The organism is uncultured Pseudacidovorax sp. (assembly GCF_913773995.1).
GTDB lineage: Bacteria > Pseudomonadota > Gammaproteobacteria > Burkholderiales > Burkholderiaceae_C > Xenophilus.
Genome location: NZ_CAJYES010000022.1, coordinates 1 through 17,952 on the forward strand (window position 1 = coordinate 1; position 17,952 = coordinate 17,952).

The 17,952-nt window shown below is 65.0% G+C and carries 20 protein-coding genes and 1 pseudogene; 11 read left to right on the forward strand and 10 right to left on the reverse strand.

The features are described 5' to 3' along the window. The 3 genes and pseudogenes from QZ772_RS02100 to lexA all read right to left on the reverse strand — a co-directional run. Window positions 1-488, reverse strand: a pseudogene (locus tag QZ772_RS02100) (D-2-hydroxyacid dehydrogenase family protein); the annotation flags it as partial. Between the two features lie 72 nt (window positions 489-560). Next, the gene (locus QZ772_RS02105) at window positions 561-911 is read right to left on the reverse strand and encodes a hypothetical protein (RefSeq protein ID WP_295522555.1); all 351 of its coding nucleotides are present in this window, start codon (window positions 909-911) and stop codon (window positions 561-563) included. A 128-nt stretch (window positions 912-1,039) separates the two neighbouring features. After that, window positions 1,040-1,732, reverse strand: a complete 693-nt coding sequence (gene lexA, locus QZ772_RS02110; RefSeq protein ID WP_295522558.1) for a transcriptional repressor LexA — start codon at window positions 1,730-1,732, stop codon at window positions 1,040-1,042. A gap of 77 nt (window positions 1,733-1,809) precedes the next feature. Here lexA and QZ772_RS02115 point away from each other — a divergent pair, with 77 nt between their 5' ends. After that, a complete protein-coding gene (locus QZ772_RS02115; RefSeq protein ID WP_295522560.1) occupies window positions 1,810-2,787 on the forward strand; it encodes an asparaginase in 978 nt (325 codons plus the stop codon). Between the two features lie 78 nt (window positions 2,788-2,865). On the opposite strand, the gene adk is transcribed toward QZ772_RS02115, so the two are convergent. The 6 genes from adk to QZ772_RS02145 form a co-directional block, all read right to left on the reverse strand. After that, on the reverse strand, window positions 2,866-3,522 hold the full coding sequence (gene adk / locus QZ772_RS02120) for an adenylate kinase (RefSeq protein WP_295522562.1): 657 nt from the start codon (window positions 3,520-3,522) through the stop codon (window positions 2,866-2,868). A gap of 118 nt (window positions 3,523-3,640) precedes the next feature. Beyond that, the gene (gene kdsB, locus QZ772_RS02125) at window positions 3,641-4,387 is read right to left on the reverse strand and encodes a 3-deoxy-manno-octulosonate cytidylyltransferase (RefSeq protein WP_295522564.1); all 747 of its coding nucleotides are present in this window, start codon (window positions 4,385-4,387) and stop codon (window positions 3,641-3,643) included. Next, on the reverse strand, window positions 4,384-4,566 hold the full coding sequence (locus tag QZ772_RS02130) for a Trm112 family protein (protein WP_017756993.1): 183 nt from the start codon (window positions 4,564-4,566) through the stop codon (window positions 4,384-4,386). Before QZ772_RS02130 ends, kdsB begins: the two co-directional genes overlap by 4 nt. Continuing rightward, entirely contained in the window at window positions 4,547-5,479 is a 933-nt protein-coding gene (lpxK, locus tag QZ772_RS02135) for a tetraacyldisaccharide 4'-kinase (RefSeq protein ID WP_295522583.1), read from the reverse strand. Before lpxK ends, QZ772_RS02130 begins: the two co-directional genes overlap by 20 nt. 43 nt (window positions 5,480-5,522) lie before the next feature. Beyond that, window positions 5,523-5,957, reverse strand: coding sequence for a biopolymer transporter ExbD (locus QZ772_RS02140; protein ID WP_295522585.1), 435 nt, complete (start codon window positions 5,955-5,957; stop codon window positions 5,523-5,525). A 62-nt stretch (window positions 5,958-6,019) separates the two neighbouring features. Further along, window positions 6,020-6,658, reverse strand: a complete 639-nt coding sequence (locus tag QZ772_RS02145) for a MotA/TolQ/ExbB proton channel family protein (protein ID WP_295522587.1) — start codon at window positions 6,656-6,658, stop codon at window positions 6,020-6,022. A 304-nt stretch (window positions 6,659-6,962) separates the two neighbouring features. On the opposite strand from QZ772_RS02145, the gene xseA reads away from it, so the two are divergent. Together xseA and QZ772_RS02155 are read left to right on the forward strand one after the other, a co-directional pair. Beyond that, window positions 6,963-8,276 carry an exodeoxyribonuclease VII large subunit gene (gene xseA / locus QZ772_RS02150; RefSeq protein ID WP_295522566.1) on the forward strand — a complete coding sequence of 438 codons (1,314 nt, stop codon included), beginning with the start codon at window positions 6,963-6,965 and terminating at the stop codon, window positions 8,274-8,276. Window positions 8,277-8,318: 42 nt separating this feature from the next. Beyond that, window positions 8,319-8,900 (forward strand): Fe-Mn family superoxide dismutase, encoded by a 582-nt coding sequence (locus QZ772_RS02155; protein WP_295522568.1) that lies wholly within the window; start codon window positions 8,319-8,321, stop codon window positions 8,898-8,900. Window positions 8,901-9,030: 130 nt separating this feature from the next. On the opposite strand, the gene QZ772_RS02160 is transcribed toward QZ772_RS02155, so the two are convergent. After that, window positions 9,031-10,227 (reverse strand): amino acid aminotransferase, encoded by a 1,197-nt coding sequence (locus tag QZ772_RS02160; protein WP_295522569.1) that lies wholly within the window; start codon window positions 10,225-10,227, stop codon window positions 9,031-9,033. A gap of 150 nt (window positions 10,228-10,377) precedes the next feature. Here QZ772_RS02160 and uvrB point away from each other — a divergent pair, with 150 nt between their 5' ends. The 8 genes from uvrB to QZ772_RS02200 all read left to right on the forward strand — a co-directional run. Next, window positions 10,378-12,489 carry an excinuclease ABC subunit UvrB gene (gene uvrB / locus QZ772_RS02165; RefSeq protein WP_295522571.1) on the forward strand — a complete coding sequence of 704 codons (2,112 nt, stop codon included), beginning with the start codon at window positions 10,378-10,380 and terminating at the stop codon, window positions 12,487-12,489. A gap of 201 nt (window positions 12,490-12,690) precedes the next feature. Continuing rightward, window positions 12,691-13,227, forward strand: coding sequence for a Fe-S cluster assembly transcriptional regulator IscR (iscR, locus tag QZ772_RS02170; RefSeq protein WP_017756985.1), 537 nt, complete (start codon window positions 12,691-12,693; stop codon window positions 13,225-13,227). Window positions 13,228-13,311: 84 nt separating this feature from the next. After that, window positions 13,312-14,532, forward strand: a complete 1,221-nt coding sequence (locus QZ772_RS02175) for an IscS subfamily cysteine desulfurase (RefSeq protein WP_295522573.1) — start codon at window positions 13,312-13,314, stop codon at window positions 14,530-14,532. A gap of 25 nt (window positions 14,533-14,557) precedes the next feature. Then, complete coding sequence (iscU, locus tag QZ772_RS02180) at window positions 14,558-14,971, forward strand: Fe-S cluster assembly scaffold IscU (RefSeq protein ID WP_295522575.1); 414 nt, start codon at window positions 14,558-14,560, stop codon at window positions 14,969-14,971. Between the two features lie 17 nt (window positions 14,972-14,988). Continuing rightward, a complete protein-coding gene (gene iscA / locus QZ772_RS02185) occupies window positions 14,989-15,312 on the forward strand; it encodes an iron-sulfur cluster assembly protein IscA (RefSeq protein WP_295522577.1) in 324 nt (107 codons plus the stop codon). A gap of 75 nt (window positions 15,313-15,387) precedes the next feature. Further along, window positions 15,388-15,906, forward strand: coding sequence for a Fe-S protein assembly co-chaperone HscB (gene hscB / locus QZ772_RS02190; RefSeq protein WP_295522579.1), 519 nt, complete (start codon window positions 15,388-15,390; stop codon window positions 15,904-15,906). A gap of 7 nt (window positions 15,907-15,913) precedes the next feature. After that, window positions 15,914-17,770 carry a Fe-S protein assembly chaperone HscA gene (hscA, locus tag QZ772_RS02195; RefSeq protein ID WP_295522581.1) on the forward strand — a complete coding sequence of 619 codons (1,857 nt, stop codon included), beginning with the start codon at window positions 15,914-15,916 and terminating at the stop codon, window positions 17,768-17,770. Window positions 17,771-17,775: 5 nt separating this feature from the next. After that, the coding region (locus QZ772_RS02200) for a 2Fe-2S iron-sulfur cluster-binding protein (RefSeq protein ID WP_295522589.1) at window positions 17,776-17,952 on the forward strand (177 nt) is incomplete at its 3' end.

A 17,952-nucleotide genomic window follows, 5' to 3' on the forward strand; every position in this document is an offset into this window, starting at 1 on the left:
CCGTAGCCCCAGATGCCCAGGGTCTTGCCCTTGAGTACCGAGCCCAGGCCGAAGTTGAGCGGCATGGAGGCCGACTTGAGCCCCGACTGCTGCCACGCCCCATGTTTGAGGTTACTGATGTATTGCGGCAGCCGGCGCATGGCCGCCATGATCAGCGCCCAGGTGAGTTCAGCCGGTGCCAGCGGTGAGCCCGTGCCCTCGGCGACGGCCACGCCATATTCGGTACATGCGTTCACGTCCACATGGCTGCCGACACGGCCCGTCTGCGAGATGAGCTTGAGCCGTGGCAATTTCTCGACGAGCTGGCGGGAGATCTGGGTGCGCTCACGGATCAAGACAATCACGTCCGCGTCGCGCAACCTGACCGACAACTGCCCGATGCCCTTGACCGTGTTCGTATAGACCTTGGCGGTGTAGGCATCCAATTTGGATGCGCAGCGCAGCTTGCGCACGGCGTCCTGATAGTCGTCGAGGATCACGATATTCATGGCCGCCCATTTTGCCTTCGGCATCGACAGCCTTCCGCGCTGGCCCGCGAAAGGCGAGCGCTTTCTGCGAGCTCAGTGCAGCGTATGGCCTGCCGGCCGTGCGGCTTCTCGCAGTTCCTTCTCCACCAGGCGGTCGAGCTCGGCACACACGTCCGCCATGCGGCCTGCAATCACCAGCCTCGAGCTATGGGCCCGATGCTCACCTGGCTCCACCACTCGGACCACGCGCAATGGCCGGTGGGCTACAGCGTCACGACGGCTTTCTTGAACGCGACGCACCTCGCAGCTCACGCGAGGACGGACATTCACATAGTGCAGTTCCGTGGCACCCAGCACATGGCTGCGGCGAGATTCGACTTGACGAGCCACCCAAGACTGGATCGGGGCGAAGAGACTGGACAAGGCGAGCAGAGCGGTTCCCATGTTGAACTCCTGAAGATTGGAAGGGGTTTGGACACAGGCAGGATTCGGATCAAGAGCCGTCGCGCCAGGGTGATGGCCATCCGGCCATACGCCCGCCACCTGACGCAGCGGCAACGAAGGGGCGAGGCCTACATCAGCATCGTGTTGCGGATCAGACCGATCGCGAGCCCCTCGATCTCGAAAGGCTCGCCGGGATGGACGACGATGGTGGGGTAATCGGGGTTCTCGGCGTGGAGTTCGACCACGTCCTTCAGTCGTTTCAGCCGCTTGACAGTGACCTCATCGCCAAGACGTGCAACCACGATCTGGCCGTTGCGCGCTTCGCGCGTGCTTTGAACCGCAAGCAGATCGCCGTCCATGATGCCGGCATCACGCATCGACATGCCGCGCACCTTGAGCAGGTAGTCGGGGCGGTGTTGAAACAGCGTGCTTTCCACGTAATAGGTCTGGTCGACATGCTCCTGCGCAAGGATGGGCGCTCCCGCCGCTACTCGGCCCACCAGGGGCAGCGACAACTGCGACAAGCCTGGGATGGGCAGAGAGAACTGCGGCGTCCGGCTTTCCTGCAGGTTGCGCAGCGCTTCACTCTTCAGTCGGATGCCGCGCGAAGTGCCGCTCACCAGCTCTATCACGCCCTTGCGTGCCAGCGCTTGCAGGTGCTCCTCGGCTGCGTTGGCGGACTTGAAGCCGAGTTCAGCGGCGATCTCGGCACGCGTCGGCGGCGCGCCGGTTCGGGCCATGGCAGCACGAATCAGTTCGAGAATTTGCTGTTGCCGAGCGGTAAGCTTGACCGTCGCGGCCGGCGTGGGCACTTTGAGCATCTGTCTGCGGCTCCGTGGGTTGATGCGCATACTGTGCGCATATCCAGTGGCTGTATTTTTAACCAGTTTTCAAAGCATTGACAAGTCCTGATCTCGCCCCGTCGCGTCATCCCCGCATCGCCGTGCTTGGCACGGGCGGCACCATCGCTGGCCGTGCTGCCCGAGCCGGCGACAATCTTGGCTATGTCGCCGGCCAGGTCGAGGTGTCGACGCTGCTCGGCGATGTGCCGCTGCCCTCTGGTGTCGCGCTGAGCACCGAGCAACTGTGCAACATCGACAGCAAGGACATGTCGCATGCGCACTGGCTCGCGCTCGCACGTCAATGCGAGCAGTTGCTCGACGACCCCTGGGTGGTTGGCATCGTCATTGCCCATGGCACGGATACGTTGGAGGAAACGGCCTTTTTCCTCAGCCAGGTGCTGAACGCGAGCAAACCTGTGGTGCTCACCTGCGCCATGCGGCCGGCCACTTCCGCTGCTGCCGATGGCCCGCAGAATCTGCGGGACGCATTGACGGTGGTCGCGGCCGATGGCGCGCGCGGTGTGCTTGTTGTGTGTGCAGGGACCATTCACCGTGCCCGGCAGGTGCGCAAGGTGCATACCTATCGGCTCGACGCCTTCTCCTCCGGCGAGGGCGGGCCCGCTGGCTTCGTGGAGGAGGGGCGTGTTCGGTTGGCCGAATCATGGCCCGCGGTGGAGACGCCCAGGCTGCCTGTCAGCCAACTGGCGACTGCCGATCGATGGCCGTCGGTGCAGATCGTGACCAGCCATGCAGGGGCGGATGCACTGGTGGTGGACGCGCTGGTGCAGTCCGGACGCGTGGACGGCGTTGTTGTGGCAACCACCGGAAATGGCACGGTCCACGAGAACATCGAGGCTGCGCTCTTAAGGGCGCAGACAGCGGGAGTTGCCGTGCTGCGTGCTACACGCTGCACAGATGGCGCTGTGCTTTCAAGCGGCGAGCAGCGCTGGCCGCACGCCTTCGACCTGTCGCCGGTCAAGGCACGCATCGTGTTGTTGCTCGACCTGATGAGAGGTCGCGAGCCGGCCGTATGAAGTAAAAAGGCCGGTCCTTGCGGCCGGCCTCTTTGCGGAAATCGAATCGCCCGTGCTGGGCGATCACTCGAGCGATCCTCAGTCCGTGAGCGCGGTCATCGCTCGGCGCGTGATTTCATCCACCGAACCCACGCCGCTGATTGCGCGGTACTTGGGAGCGTTGGCAGGGTCCTGTTCCGCCCACTTTGCGTAGTAGTCGACGAGCGGGCGCGTCTGTTGGCTGTAGACATCCAGGCGCTTGCGCACGGTGTCTTCCTTGTCGTCTTCGCGCTGGATCAGGTCCTCGCCGGTGAGGTCATCCTTGCCCTCCACCTTGGGCGGGTTGAATCGTACATGGTACGTGCGGCCGGAGGCAGGATGCGACCGACGGCCACTCATGCGCTCGATGATGTCGGAGAAGGGGACGTCGATCTCCAGCACGTAGTCAAGCTTGACGCCGGCTGCCTTCATCGCGTCTGCCTGCGGGATCGTCCGCGGAAAGCCATCGAAGAGGAAGCCATTGGCGCAGTCGGGCAACGCGATGCGTTCCCTCACGAGGTTGATGATGAGCTCATCGCTCACCAGCGCCCCGGCATCCATCACCGCCTTGGCCTGCAGCCCGAGCGGCGTACCGGCCTTGACCGCAGCGCGCAGCATGTCACCGGTGGAGATCTGTGGAATGCCGAACTTCTGGCAGATGAAGGTGGCCTGCGTGCCTTTACCGGCGCCCGGCGCGCCCAACAGGATGAGTCTCATGGTGTCCTCGGAAGCTTTTTATGAAAATCGTGTGGGCGAGCTGCGCCGGCTCCTCCCGACGCGCCATCGCGGCGAGGATAGCATGCGACCCCCGCAGCACCGGGCCCAAAACGGCCACTCAGAAATGCGCTCGCACGCGGGCGAGGTCTTCGGGGGTGTCGACACCCGTGCCCGGCGCCCGCTGCGTCACATGCACGGCGATGCGATGGCCGTGCCACAGCACACGCAGTTGTTCCAGCGACTCGATACGTTCGAGCGGAGACGCCGGGAGGCTGGGGAACGTGCGCAGAAAGCCGCAACGGTAGGCGTAGATCCCGACGTGGCGAAGCGCGGGCATCTCGGCCGGCAACCGCGCGGGCAAGCCACCGTCGCGCCAGAAGGGAAGAGGGGAGCGGCTGAAGTACAGGGCGCGGCTGGCTGCGTCGAGCACCACTTTCACCACATTGGGATTGACGAAATCCGCCACGTCCTCGATGGCGTGTGCCGCGGTGCTCATGGGTGTGTCCGGCTGGTTGGCCAGGGACTGAGCGACGGCGTCGATCAGGCCCGGATCGATCAGCGGTTCGTCACCCTGGACATTGACCACGATGGTGTCGTCGGACAGCCCCAGCAGACTACAGGCCTCGGCCAGGCGGTCACTGCCGCTGGGATGGTCGGCACGGGTCAGCAGAGCCCGCACACCGGCTCTTTCGCAGGCCTGCAGGATGCGCGCGTCGTCGCAAGCCACGCATACCGTACTGGCACCCGAACGGGCGGCCTGCTGCGCCACCCGTACGACCATTGGCAAGCCGCCGAGGTCGGCCAGCGGCTTGTCGGGCAGGCGCGTCGACTTCATCCGCGCGGGAATCAGGACGACGAAGCTCACAGACCGAGTTCTTCGTCCGTCAGCGGGCGCGCTTCGTTCTCGAGCATCACCGGAATGCCATCGCGCACAGGGTAGGCGAGGCGTGCGCTGCGCGACCACAGTTCCTGACGCGCGGCGTCCCATTGCAGCGGTCCCTTGGTGACCGGGCAGACCAGCAGTTCAAGAAGCTTCGGATCCATCGAGGGATGATAGCCGCGCGTCGAGTACCTCGAAGAAGGCTGGCTCGATGGAGAACTCCAGCGGCACGGCCAGCGCTGACGGGGAGAGCGGCCAGAGCTTGGCTGCGTCCTTTTCGGTGCACAGCAACTGCACGCCCGTCGGCGGCGTCCAGCGCGTGTAGTCGTGATGGTCCGGCAGCGCGATGCAGCGCTGCAGCCGCAGCCCACGTTCGCGCAGCATGTCGAAGAAGCGCTGCGGCTGGGCAATGCCTGCGACCGCCACCAAGTCGTCGCGCGCCGCCAACTGGGCGAGGGGGGTAGGGCGGCCTGTACGGTCGAGTGCATCGGACGCCAGGGCTCGGCGCCCACGAAAGCCTTCGAAGGCCGGCCGATCACCGGTGTGCAGCACGAGGTCGCAACGGCGCGGCCAGGGTTCACGCAGAGGTCCCGCGGGCAGCAGCCAGCCGTTGCCGATGCCACGGTCGTCGAACACGCAGATTTCCACGTCGCGGGCCAACGGCAGATGCTGCAGCCCATCGTCGGCAATGATGAGACGCGTACCTGGGTGCAGCGCCAGCAGGCGGCGTCCAGCCGCCACCCGGTCGGCATCGACGACGACCGGTGCACCGGTGGCGCGGCGGATCAGCAGTGGCTCGTCGCCCACATCGCGCGGATCGCTGTCGAGGGCCACGACTTGCGCATCCCGGGTGCGTCGCCCATGCCCACGCGAGACCACACCCACCGGCCAGCCCATGGTCTGCGCATGCCGAACCAGCGCGATCACCACCGGCGTCTTGCCCACGCCGCCCGCGACCACATTGCCCACCACAACCACTGGCACTGGCAGGCGCTGTGCACTGCGCCATCCACGTGCATAGGCGATGCGTCGAGCCGCGGCGAGCAGGCCGAAAAGCCAGGCCGCCGGTCGCAGCATCCAGGTGCGCGCGCCCCGGTGCTCCCAGGCCTGCGTCAGCACGTCAGCGGGCCGCCTTGCCCGACGTCTGCGTGGCGAAGGTGATCTGCATCAAACCCGCACGCCGTGCCGCCTCCATCACGGTGATCACCGACTGATGCGCCGCTGCAGCGTCGGCGCTGATGATCAGGATGGGCGCGGGGCCGCCGGCCTCGGCCTTGGCGAGGGGGCCAAGGGCGCTCGCCAACGCATCCACACTGCGTTCTTCAAGTGCCTGCCTGTTGACCGCGTAGCGTCCATCGGCCGCCACAGCGACCACGATCTCGCGCGGGCGGGTGGGGGCGGCGTCCGTGTCGGCGGTCGGCAGACGCACTTCCATCTCGGTGAACCGGTTGTAGGTGGTCGACAGCATCAGGAAGATCAGGATCACCAGCAGCACGTCGATGAAGGGAATCAGGTTGATTTCCGGCTCGTCGCGCGAGGCGCTGCGCAGTTGCATTCGCCTGCTGCGGCCGCCGCCCGGCGCCTGCGCCTGGCGTGCGCCGCCCGGCAGCGGTGCGTTCACGGCTGCGCCTCCGGCCGCAAGGCGGCCAGATGCTGAGCGAAGCGCTCGCCGGCCAGTTCCAGATGCAGCAGGTAGCCGTCGACGCGGCTGCGAAAGTAGCGCCAGAAGATCAGCGTGGGCACAGCGACGATCAGACCGAATGCCGTGTTGTAGAGCGCGATGGAGATGCCGTGTGCCAGTTGTGCGGGATTGCCGGCCGAGCCGCTTGCCGGGGCCTGCGAACCGAAGATCTCGATCATCCCGATGACGGTGCCGAGCAGGCCGAGAAGCGGCGCAGCGGAAGCGATGGTGGCCAGCGCGGGAAGGTAGCGTTCCAGACGATGGCCGATGGCGCGCCCAGAGCTTTCCATGGCAGCCCGCACATCGTCGATGGATCCGCCGGAGCCCGTCTGCGCAGCTCGAAAGCCGCTGGCGAGCATCTCGCCCAATGCTGAATTTCTCTCCAGCTTGGCGATGACCTCGGCAGCAGGAATGCCATCGCGCGACACCCCGATGGCTTCATTCAGCAGTTGTGTTGGCAGCACCTTGGCCGTCTTGAGACTGATGAAGCGCTCGATGACGAGGGCGGTGGCGATGATCGAGCACAAGAGCAGCGGCACGATGGGCCAGCCTGCGGCGACTAAGATCGAAAACAAGGTTCCTCCTGCGTGGTCGCGAAGCGCTGCCCCACAGCCGAAAATTATGACCGAATGTTTCTCGCGAGCTGGGGGGCGGGAGCGGCAGCCACCCACATTTTCTGTGGATAACTTTGTGGCTAACCCTGCGGGCAACGCTCGAAAACCCAGCATTGATGGGCCTCGGATCAGGACGATCAGATTTTGAGCAGCACTTTTTCTTTCTACATCAACCGCTTGCACCATAACCCGTGGCTTTCCAGTGCCATGCTCCGTCCGCTCATTGGCGCTCGCGATGCTTGTGGAAGACGCAAGGTGGGTCGGCATGGCTGAGGGCATCGGCATCCAGCCGCGCGTATGGGCTGTGGGAGCGCTGTGCCGGGCCGTGGCGGACACGCTCGATGCCCGCTTCAACCCGGTGGCGGTGCAGGGTGAGGTGAGCGGGTTTTCGCGCGCCACCAGTGGCCATTGCTATTTCTCGCTCAAGGACGGGCAGGGGCAGGTGCGCTGCGCCATGTTCCGTCGTGCTGCGTCGCTGGTGGACTTCGATGTGCGAAACGGCGACCTGGTCGAGCTGCGCGGACGGCTGACCGTCTACGAGCCCCGCGGCGACCTGCAACTGGTGGTGGAGAGCCTGCGGAAGGCGGGCCAGGGCACGCTGTTCGAGCAGTTCGTGCAGCGCAAGGCCAAGCTGGAGGCCGAGGGGCTGTTCGACCCATCGCGCAAGCGGCCGTTGCCGATGTTTCCAGCGCGGATCGGGCTGGTCACGTCGCTCGGCGCGGCAGCGCTGCACGATGTGGTGACTGCGCTTCGGCGGCGCGCTGCGCATGTGGAGGTCGTCCTCGCGCCGGCGTCCGTGCAGGGCGCGCAGGCGCCGGGAGAACTGGTCGCGGCCCTGTCCGCCTTGCAAGAGATCGCGCCGCGGCCCGATGCCATCCTCCTCGTGCGGGGCGGTGGTTCGCTCGAAGACCTGTGGGCGTTCAACGACGAGCAACTGGCGCGCGCCATCGTGGCCAGTCCCGTCCCAGTGGTCGTCGGCGTGGGACATGAGACGGACTTCACCATCGCAGACTTTTGCGCTGACCTGCGCGCGCCTACGCCCACGGCAGCCGCCGAACTGGTGGCGCCGTCGCGCGACGGGTGGCTCCAGGGGCTGGATGCCCTCGAAGACGAACTGCGCGACGCCGTCGAGGGTCGGTTGGACCGCCTGTCCCAGCGACTGGACCATGCCGCTTCGCGGCTCGGCCGTCCTTCCGGCTTGGCCGCGCGGCAACAGGCGGTGCTGGGGCAATGGGATCAGCGCCTGCACCGCGCCACAACGTCTTGGCTGCATCTGGCCCAGCGCCGCCTAGATGCGGCGGGAGCAAGCTGGCCCGCCGCGGGTCGCACCACGTTGAGCGCCCGGTCCGACAGGCTGGAGCGTGCTGCTCTTCGCCTTCGGATGCTTGATCCGGCGACGGTACTGCAGCGGGGCTACGCATGGCTGGCGGATGCCGGCGGGCGAACCGTCACCCGGGTCGCGCAACTGCGGCCCGGCGAGGCCGTGAACGCGACGCTGGCGGATGGCACGGCGAACCTGCAGGTCATCACCATCCAGCAAGGGACGTCGTCCGACGCGGGGATCGGCAATCCTTCCTAGAATCCTACGGTTTCTGTCAACCAACCCACGAACGAGCTTCATATGGAACATGTTCTGCCTCCCCTGCCGTACGCGATGGACGCGCTGGCCCCAGAGTACTCCAAGGAAACGCTGGAGTACCACTACGGCAAGCATCACAACGCCTATGTGGTGAACCTGAACAACCTGCAAAAGGGCACCGAGTTCGAGAGCATGCCGCTCGAAGAAATCGTGAAGAAGTCCAGCGGCGGCATCTACAACAACGCCGCGCAGATCTGGAACCACACCTTCTTCTGGAGCTGCATGAAGCCGCAAGGCGGCGGCGCTCCATCCGGCGCGCTGGCCAAGGCCATCGAAGCCAAGTGGGGCAGCTACGACGCCTTCAAGGAAGCCTTCGTCAAGTCCGCCGTTGGCAACTTCGGCTCGGGCTGGACCTGGCTGGTGAAGAAGGCCGACGGCTCGGTCGACATCGTCAACACGGGCGCCGCCGGTACGCCGCTGACGACCGACGACAAGGCCCTGCTGACCGTCGACGTCTGGGAGCACGCCTACTACATCGACTACCGCAACCTGCGTCCCAAGTTCGTCGAGACCTTCCTGGCCAAGCTGGTCAACTGGGAATTCGCCGAAAAGAACTTCGCCTGATCGTCCGGCGACGATGGCTGGCTGGCGCACTACCGGCCAGCCAGCAATAAAAAAAGGCAGCACGGTCGCCCGTGTTGCCTTTTTTATTCGTTCGCGGCCGCCCCTGAGAGGAGGCAGCCGCTCCAGAGCGTCAGACCACCTTGGCGATGCTGGCGCAGACGTGCTCGATGTTCTTGCTGTTGAGCGCTGCCACGCACATGCGGCCGGTGTCGGTGCCGTAAACGCCGAACTCGTTGCGCAGGCGCACCATCTGGTCCTTGGTCAGCCCCGAGTAGCTGAACATCCCGATCTGGGTGGTGATGAAGCTCATGTCCTGCTCCACGCCCGCGGCCTTGAGGCCATCCACCAGCTTCTGACGCATGGCCTTGATGCGCACGCGCATCTCGCCCAGCTCCTTTTCCCAAAGCGCGCGCAGCTCGGCGTTACCCAGCACGGCGGCCACCACCGCGCCGCCATGCGTGGGCGGGTTGCTGTAGTTGGTGCGGATCATGATCTTCAGCTGCGACAGCACGCGCGCGGCTTCTTCCTTGTTCTCGCACAGCACCGACAGAGCGCCCACGCGCTCGCCGTACAGGCTGAAGCTCTTGGAGAAGGAGGTCGAGACGAAGAAGGTCAGGCCGGCCGCCACGAACTTGCCGATCACGGCGCCGTCTTCGGCGATGCCATAGCCGAAACCCTGGTACGCCATGTCCAGGAAGGGGGTCAGCTGGCGGGCCTTGACCACCTCGACCACCTGGTCCCATTGGGCTGGCCTGAGGTCGTAGCCGGTCGGGTTGTGGCAGCAGGCATGCAGCACGACGATGGTGCCGGCGGCAGCGCCGTTCAGCGCGGCCAGCATGCCGTCGAAATCGATACCGCGCTTGGCGGCGTCGTAGTAGGCATAGGTGCCCACCTCGAAGCCGGCCTGGGTGAACAGGGCGCGGTGGTTCTCCCAGCTCGGATCGCTGATCAACACCTTGGCCGAGGGCGAGAGCTTCTTGAGGAAGTCGGCGCCGACCTTCAGACCGCCGGTGCCGCCCAGGGCCTGGATCGTGGCCACGCGGCCGGATTTGACCGGCTCGCTGTCGGCGCCAAACACCAGGGCCTTGACGGCGTTGTCATAGGCAGCGATGCCGTCGATGGGCAGGTAGCCGCGGGCCGATGGGGCCTTCATCATGTCGGCCTCGGCCTTCTTGACGCATTCCAGCAGCGGCAGCTTGCCGTTGTCGTCGTAGTAGACGCCCACGCCCAGATTGACTTTGTTGGGGTTGGTGTCGGCGGCGAATTGTTCGTTCAAACCCAGGATGGGGTCGCGCGGCGCCATCTCGACGGCGGAGAAGAGAGACATGGAGGAGAGTCCTTTGGATGCTGAGGCGAGCCTCGCGTCCGGCGAGGCTGGGTGCAGAACCGGGCATTGGCTTTCGAGTAGCCTTGCCGGTTCGCTTGGAATTTTACCGGCCGCCCCACAGTTGGACTGCTGCCCCGGAGCCCCACCACCATGACTGCAGACCTTCAGAACGCCGATGACGCCGCCGCACCCGCCAAGGGAGAGTTCGTGCGGTTCCCGGATTCACCCTTCGAGCTGTTCCAGCCCTATCCGCCCGCGGGCGACCAGCCGACGGCCATCGAGAAGCTGGTGGAAGGCGTGCACGACGGCGAGGTCTTCCAGACGCTGCTGGGCGTGACAGGCTCGGGCAAGACCTACACCATGGCCAACGTCATCGCCCGGCTGGGCCGGCCGGCCATCGTCTTCGCGCCCAACAAGACCTTGGCTGCACAGCTTTACAGCGAGTTCCGCGAGTTCTTCCCCAAAAACGCGGTGGAGTACTTCGTCAGCTACTACGACTACTACCAGCCTGAGGCCTACGTGCCTCAGCGCGACCTGTTCATCGAGAAGGACTCGTCGATCAACGAGCACATCGAGCAGATGCGGCTGTCGGCAACTAAGAGTGTGCTGGAGCGGCGGGATGTGGTGATCGTGGCGACGGTGAGTGCAATCTATGGCATCGGCGCGCCGGAGGATTACACCGAAATGCGCTTCATCATGCGCGTGGGCGACAAGATCGGCCAGCGCGATGTGATTGGCCGGCTCATTCGCATGCAGTACACGCGCAACGAGCAGGACTTCTCGCGCGGCGCCTTCCGGGTGCGCGGCGACACCATCGACGTGTTCCCGGCTGAGCACAGTGAGCTGGCCATCCGCATCGAGCTGTTCGACGACGAGATCGAGAGCCTGTCGCTGTTCGACCCGCTCACCGGCCGTGTGCGGCAGAAGATTCCGCGCTTCACCATCTACCCGTCCAGCCACTACGTCACGCCGCGCGACAAGACATTGCGCGCGGTCGACACCATCAAGCTGGAGCTGGCCGACCGCGTGAAGGAACTCGTCGGCGCCGGCAAGCTGGTGGAGGCCCAGCGCCTGGAGCAACGCACCCGCTTCGACCTGGAGATGCTGGCCGAGATCGGGCACTGCAAGGGCATCGAGAACTACACCCGGCATCTCTCCGGCGCGGCGCCCGGCGATCCGCCGGCCACGCTGACGGACTACCTGCCCAAGGACGCTGTGATGTTCCTGGACGAGAGCCACCAGATGATCGGCCAGCTCGCTGCCATGTACAACGGCGACCGGGCGCGCAAGACCACACTGGTGGAATATGGCTTCCGGCTGCCTTCCGCACTGGACAACCGGCCGCTCAAGTTCGAGGAGTTCGAGCGGCGGATGCGGCAATGCATCTTCGTCTCGGCCACGCCCGCGGCCTACGAGCAGGAGCATGCGGGCCAAGTGGTCGAGCAGTTGGTGCGGCCGACGGGGCTGATCGATCCGGAGGTCGAGGTGCGGCCCGCCACCCACCAGGTCGACGATGTGCTGGGCGAGATCCGCATCCGTGTCGAGAAGAACGAGCGGGTGCTGATCACGACCCTGACCAAGCGCATGGCCGAGCAGCTCACCGAATACCTGGGCGACAACGGTGTGAAGGTGCGCTACCTGCATAGTGACGTGGACACCGTCGAGCGGGTCGAGATCATCCGCGACCTGCGCCTGGGCGCCTTCGACGTGCTGGTCGGCATCAACCTGCTGCGCGAGGGGCTGGACATTCCCGAGGTGTCGCTCGTCGCCATCCTCGATGCGGACAAGGAAGGCTTCCTGCGCGCAGAGCGCAGCCTGATCCAGACCATTGGCCGTGCGGCGCGCAACCTGCACGGCAAGGCCATCCTGTATGCCGACACCATTACCGCGTCGATGAACAAGGCCATCGGCGAGACGCAGCGGCGCCGCGAGCGGCAGATCGCCTTCAACGAGGCCAATGGCATCGTGCCGCGCAGCATCGTCAAGCAGGTGCGCGAGCTGATTGATGGCGTGTACGGCGAGAAGTCGGCCAAGGAAGCGGGCAAGCGCGAGGTCGAGCGCGCTCGTGTCGAGGACATGAGCGAGCGCGATGTGGCCAAAGAAATCAAGCGCCTGGAAAAGCAGATGCTGGAGCACGCCCGCAACCTCGAATTCGAGAAGGCGGCCCGCGTGCGCGACCAGTTGGCGCTGTTGCGCGAGCAGGCATTCGGCGCCGCCGGAAGTGACAACATCGCGGTGCTTCCGATGGGCGGACGCAAGTAAGAGGAAAGACCCGAGTTATCCCGAGCAAGACTCGGGGTTTCTGCTATACTTGACCGAAACACTCAAGCAAAAAGAACTTCGCGATGAAGGGCCGGCTCCTACCTTCGATGGGTTGGATGCCGGGCAGGGCGGAGACGGGCGCCACCGGATCCTGTGGATCCCAGGTGTTATTTAACGGTAAGCCAACAGAAGGAGCTTGCGATGCGTCTCACTACCAAAGGCCGTTTTGCGGTCACCGCCATGATCGATCTGGCATTGCGCCAGAACTCTGGTCCTGTCACGCTGGCCGCAATCAGCCAGCGGCAGCAGATTTCGCTGTCCTATCTGGAGCAGCTGTTCGGCAAGCTTCGCCGCCATGAATTGGTCGAATCGACCCGCGGTCCTGGCGGTGGCTATTCGCTGGGTCGCAAGGCAGCCGACATCACTGTTGCCGACATCATCGTGTCAGTGGACGAGCCCATTGACGCCACGCACTGCGCCGGCAAGGAAAACTGCATGGGCGAAGCGGGGCGCTGCATGACGCACGAGCTGTGGGCCTCACTCAACCAGAAGATGGTCGAGTTTCTGGATTCCGTGACGTTGCAGAAGCTGGTGGACGATCAGATCGCCAAGGGCGTGCAGGTCGAGAACAAGCCGGCCGTCAAGCGGGCGATCTCCAGCCAGCCGGTGGTCAAGCCAATTCGCGTGAACGCGCCGAATTCGGTGTTCGCGCTCGGCAACGCTTTCGCCAAGTCCTGAGCACGGTGGGCGAGCGGCGGCACTTGCGCCGCGCGCTCTTCCCTTCGTGATTGTTTTCCGTATCCACGCCAGCACGAGCGAGCCATGGACGTCACTCCGCATTTCCCGATCTACCTTGATTACGGCGCAACCACGCCGGTCGACCCGCGCGTGGTCGATGCCATGATTCCCTGGCTGCGTGAGCATTTCGGCAATCCCGCTTCGCGCAGCCATGCGTGGGGCTGGGAGGCTGAAGAGGCGGTGGAGAAGGCCCGCGGCGATGTGGCGGCCCTGATCAATGCCGATCCCCGCGAGATCATCTGGACTTCGGGTGCTACCGAGTCCGACAACTTGGCCCTGAAGGGCGCGGCCCATTTCTATAAGGAGAAGGGCAAGCATCTCATCACTGTCAAGACCGAGCACAAGGCCGTGCTCGACACGATGCGTGAACTGGAGCGTCAGGGTTTCGAGGTCACCTACCTCGACGTGCAGGAAGATGGTTTGCTTGACCTCGAGAAGTTCAAAGCGGCCATTCGCCCGGACACCATCCTGGCAAGCGTGATGTTCGTCAACAACGAGATTGGCGTCATTCAGGATGTCGTTGCGCTCGGCAACATCTGCCGGGAGAAGGGCGTGATCTTCCATGTCGACGCGGCGCAGGCTACCGGCAAGGTCGAGATCGACATGACCCAACTGCCGATCGACCTGATGAGTCTTGCTTCGCACAAGACCTACGGCCCCAAGGGTATCGGTGCCCTCTACGTGCGCCGCAAGCCCCGCGTGCGACTAGAAGCCCAGATGCACGGGGGCGGCCATGAGCGCGGCATGCGTTCGGGCACCTTGCCGACACACCAGATCGTCGGCATGGGCGAGGCCTTCCGTATCGCCAAAGAAGAAATGACGCAGGATCTGGCCAAGGCCCGTGCACTGCAGAAGCGCCTCATCGACGGCCTCTCCGACATCGAGCAGGTGTTCATCAATGGCGACCTGGAGCGCCGGGTGCCGCACAACCTGAACATCAGCTTCAACTTCGTCGAGGGCGAGTCGCTGATCATGGGCATCAAGGGCCTGGCTGTGTCGTCGGGCTCGGCCTGCACGTCCGCCAGCCTTGAGCCGAGCTATGTCCTGCGCGCTCTCGGCCGCAGCGACGAGCTGGCTCACAGCAGCCTACGTATGACCATCGGCCGTTTCACGACCGAGGAAGAAATCGATGTCGCCGTCGCTTCCATCCGCCACAACGTCGCAAAGCTGCGTGAGCTCAGCCCGCTGTGGGAGATGTACAAGGACGGCGTCGACCTGAGCACGATTCAGTGGTCGGCCCACTGAATCCGTAAAGAAAGAAGAGGACCCCATGGCATATTCGGACAAGGTCATCGACCACTACGAGAACCCTCGCAACGTCGGCTCCTTCGACAAGGGTGACGACACGGTTGGCACTGGCATGGTCGGCGCACCGGCTTGTGGCGATGTGATGAAGCTGCAGATCAAGGTCAACCCGCAGACTGGTGTCATCGAGGACGCGCGCTTCAAGACCTATGGCTGCGGTTCGGCCATTGCGTCGTCGTCGCTGGTGACGGAATGGGTGAAGGGCAAGACGCTGGATGAGGCGGCGTCGCTCAAGAATGCACAGATCGCCGAAGAACTGGCGCTGCCTCCGGTCAAGATCCATTGCTCGATCCTGGCCGAAGATGCCATCAAGGCGGCTGTGAATGACTATCGCACCAAGGCGGGTGCGAAGACCGGCGCCGAAGCCGTCGTCTCGTGACCGGAGCTTCGACCGCGATGGCGATCACGCTGACCGAAGCTGCGGCGCGCCATGTGTCTCGCTACCTGAGCAAGCGGGGCAAGGGCATCGGTGTGCGGCTGGGTGTCAAGACCACCGGCTGCTCTGGCCTGGCCTACAAGCTGGAGTATGTGGACGAGTCTGCTCCGGAAGACGTGGTCTTCGAGGAGCATGGTGTCAAGGTGCTGGTCGATCCCAAAAGCCTTGCCTATATCGACGGCACCGAACTCGACTTCGTGCGCGAAGGGCTGAACGAAGGCTTCCGGTTCAACAACCCGAACGAGCGCGACCGTTGCGGTTGCGGCGAAAGTTTCCGCGTCTGACGGCGATTCGGAAGGAGCGGGGCCGCCACCCGAAAGGGCCTGGCGGCTTTTTCTTGGCAGCACGAGGAGTGGCGCATGCAATTGACCGACGATGACTTCACGCTGTTCGCGGTCGCGCCGACCTTTGCGCAGAATCGGGCCGCACTGGATGCGCGGTGGAAGGAACTGCAGCGCGAGGCACATCCTGACCGCTTCGCGGCGCAAGGCCCAGCGGCGCAGCGGCTTGCCATGCAATGGTCCGTACGCATCAACGAGGCCTATCAGCGACTGAAGGATCCGCTTCGCCGCGCCGCCTACCTTTGCGAGATGCAGGGTGCGCCTGTGCAGGCCGAGAACAACACGGCCATGCCGGCGGACTTTCTCATGCAGCAGATGAGCTGGCGCGAGGAACTGGAAGAGGCTGCCGAGGCGCCCGCGCTCGAAGCCTTGCAGCAGCAGGTGCAGTCCGCGCGCACGCGCGCGCTCTCCAGCCTGGACTGGCTGATCGACGAGAAGGGCGACTATCCCGCCGCGGCGCAGCAGGTGAGAGCCCTCATGTTCATCGAACGCTTTTCGACCGAACTCGATGAGCGGCTCGACCGGCTGGGACAATAGTCTTTTCATGGCACTTCTTCAGATCTCCGAACCCGGCCAGGCGCCGGACCCGCATCAGCGGCGCATCGCCGTGGGCATTGACCTGGGGACCACGCATTCGCTGGTTGCCGCGGTACGCAACGGCGTGGCCGAATGCCTGCCCGACGAGCAGGGCAGGGTGATCCTTCCATCGGCGGTGCGTTACCTGGATGCCCAGCGGCGCCAGATCGGATTTGCCGCGCTGGATGCGCGCGCCGCGGATCCGGCCAACACGGTCACGTCGGCCAAGCGGCTCATGGGCCGCGGTTTGAACGACATCGCTAACCGTTCTGCCATGCCCTACACGCTGGTGGATGAGGGTGGCATGGTGAAGGTGCAGACCGTCGCCGGTGCCAAGTCACCGGTCGAGGTCAGTGCGGAAATCCTGGCCACGCTGCGCTACCGGGCAGAGGACACCTTCGACGGCGATCTGTACGGCGCGGTCATCACGGTGCCGGCCTATTTCGACGAAGGTCAGCGCCAGGCCACCAAGGACGCCGCGCAGCTCGCGGGGCTGAACGTGCTGCGGCTGATCAGCGAGCCTACCGCCGCCGCCATCGCCTACGGCCTGGACAACGGCAGTGAGGGCGTCTATGCCGTGTACGACCTGGGAGGTGGCACCTTCGACATCTCGGTGCTGCGGCTGACGCAGGGTGTGTTCGAGGTCATCGCCACCGGGGGCGACTCGGCGCTGGGCGGCGACGATTACGACCATGCGCTGGCAGATCTGATGAGTCAGCGCCTGGGACGGGTTCCGGCCACCGATGAGGAGCGCGCACGTGTGCTGGTGGCCGCGCGTCGTTGCAAGGAGGCACTGACCGATGCCGACACGGCGCCGCTCACCGTCGAATTGGCAGGCGCCACGCATGAGCTGACCATCGCGCGCACCGACTTCGACGCCGCCACGCAGTCCCTGACGCAGCGGACCCTCGCCGCCGTGCGCAAGGCGCTTCGCGACGCACGGCTGACGCCGAGCGAACTTCAGGGTGTCGTTCTTGTGGGCGGTGCGACGCGCATGCCGCAGATCCGCCAGGCCGTGGGCGATTTCTTCGGACGCCCTCCGCTCACCAACCTCAATCCGGACGAGGTGGTGGCGCTGGGTGCCGCCATCCAGGCCAACCAACTGGCAGGCAACGACGGCGCAGGCAACCTGCTGCTGCTGGACGTGATTCCCCTGTCGCTCGGGCTTGAAACCATGGGCGGACTGGTGGAGCGCATCGTGCCGCGCAACACCACCATCCCCACCGCGATGGCGCAGGACTTCACGACCTACCAGGATGGCCAGACCGCGTTGGCGCTGCATGTGGTGCAGGGCGAGCGCGACATGGTTGCCGATTGCCGCAGCCTGGCGCGCTTCACGCTGCGCGGCATTCCGCCGATGGCGGCGGGTGCGGCGCGGATCCGCGTGACCTTCACTGTGGACGCCGATGGCCTGCTGTCGGTCTCTGCCAAGGAGCAGAGCAGCGGCGTCGAAGCCAGTGTCACCGTCAAACCGTCCTATGGCCTGTCGGACGATCAGATCGCCACCATGCTCCAGGAAGGTTTCGCCACGGCGCAGGCCGACATGCAGCAACGCGCGTTGATCGAGGCGCGCGTGGAAGCCGATCGCATGTTGCAGGCCACGCGCACCGCGCTCGCGGCCGATGGCGCGCTGCTGAGCGCGCCGGAACGCCAGGCCATCGACCGCTTGCTGGATACTCTGGCCTCCGTGCGCGACGGCGACGACAAGTCGGCCATCGCCGAAGCCACGGAGGCACTGGCGCACGGCACCGAAGCCTTCGCCGCGCAGCGCATGAACAAGGGCATTGCCCAGGCGCTGGCGGGCCGCAGCATCGAATCCGTTTGAGACCCATGCCCATCATCAAGATCCTTCCCCACGCCGAGTACTGTCCGCAGGGCACCGAGATCCAGGCGCCCGCAGGCACCTCCATCTGCGAAGCGCTGCTAGAGAGCAGCATCGAGATCGAGCATGCCTGCGAGATGAGTTGTGCCTGCACCACCTGCCATGTGATCGTGCGCGAAGGGCTC

What these genes read in the sequence shown, in the direction of transcription:
- QZ772_RS02175 (WP_295522573.1), top strand. Translation starts at nt 13,312, where the DNA reads ATGGACGTCACTCCGCATTTCCCGATCTACCTTGATTACGGCGCAACC.
- lpxK (WP_295522583.1), bottom strand. Translation starts at nt 5,479, where the DNA reads ATGCTGCGACCGGCGGCCTGGCTTTTCGGCCTGCTCGCCGCGGCTCGA.
- QZ772_RS02155 (WP_295522568.1), top strand. Translation starts at nt 8,319, where the DNA reads ATGGAACATGTTCTGCCTCCCCTGCCGTACGCGATGGACGCGCTGGCC.
- iscR (WP_017756985.1), top strand. Translation starts at nt 12,691, where the DNA reads ATGCGTCTCACTACCAAAGGCCGTTTTGCGGTCACCGCCATGATCGAT.
- QZ772_RS02105 (WP_295522555.1), bottom strand. Translation starts at nt 911, where the DNA reads ATGGGAACCGCTCTGCTCGCCTTGTCCAGTCTCTTCGCCCCGATCCAG.
- QZ772_RS02130 (WP_017756993.1), bottom strand. Translation starts at nt 4,566, where the DNA reads ATGGATCCGAAGCTTCTTGAACTGCTGGTCTGCCCGGTCACCAAGGGA.
- xseA (WP_295522566.1), top strand. Translation starts at nt 6,963, where the DNA reads ATGGCTGAGGGCATCGGCATCCAGCCGCGCGTATGGGCTGTGGGAGCG.
- adk (WP_295522562.1), bottom strand. Translation starts at nt 3,522, where the DNA reads ATGAGACTCATCCTGTTGGGCGCGCCGGGCGCCGGTAAAGGCACGCAG.
- QZ772_RS02140 (WP_295522585.1), bottom strand. Translation starts at nt 5,957, where the DNA reads ATGCAACTGCGCAGCGCCTCGCGCGACGAGCCGGAAATCAACCTGATT.
- uvrB (WP_295522571.1), top strand. Translation starts at nt 10,378, where the DNA reads ATGACTGCAGACCTTCAGAACGCCGATGACGCCGCCGCACCCGCCAAG.
- iscU (WP_295522575.1), top strand. Translation starts at nt 14,558, where the DNA reads ATGGCATATTCGGACAAGGTCATCGACCACTACGAGAACCCTCGCAAC.
- QZ772_RS02160 (WP_295522569.1), bottom strand. Translation starts at nt 10,227, where the DNA reads ATGTCTCTCTTCTCCGCCGTCGAGATGGCGCCGCGCGACCCCATCCTG.
- hscB (WP_295522579.1), top strand. Translation starts at nt 15,388, where the DNA reads ATGCAATTGACCGACGATGACTTCACGCTGTTCGCGGTCGCGCCGACC.
- iscA (WP_295522577.1), top strand. Translation starts at nt 14,989, where the DNA reads ATGGCGATCACGCTGACCGAAGCTGCGGCGCGCCATGTGTCTCGCTAC.
- hscA (WP_295522581.1), top strand. Translation starts at nt 15,914, where the DNA reads ATGGCACTTCTTCAGATCTCCGAACCCGGCCAGGCGCCGGACCCGCAT.
- lexA (WP_295522558.1), bottom strand. Translation starts at nt 1,732, where the DNA reads ATGCTCAAAGTGCCCACGCCGGCCGCGACGGTCAAGCTTACCGCTCGG.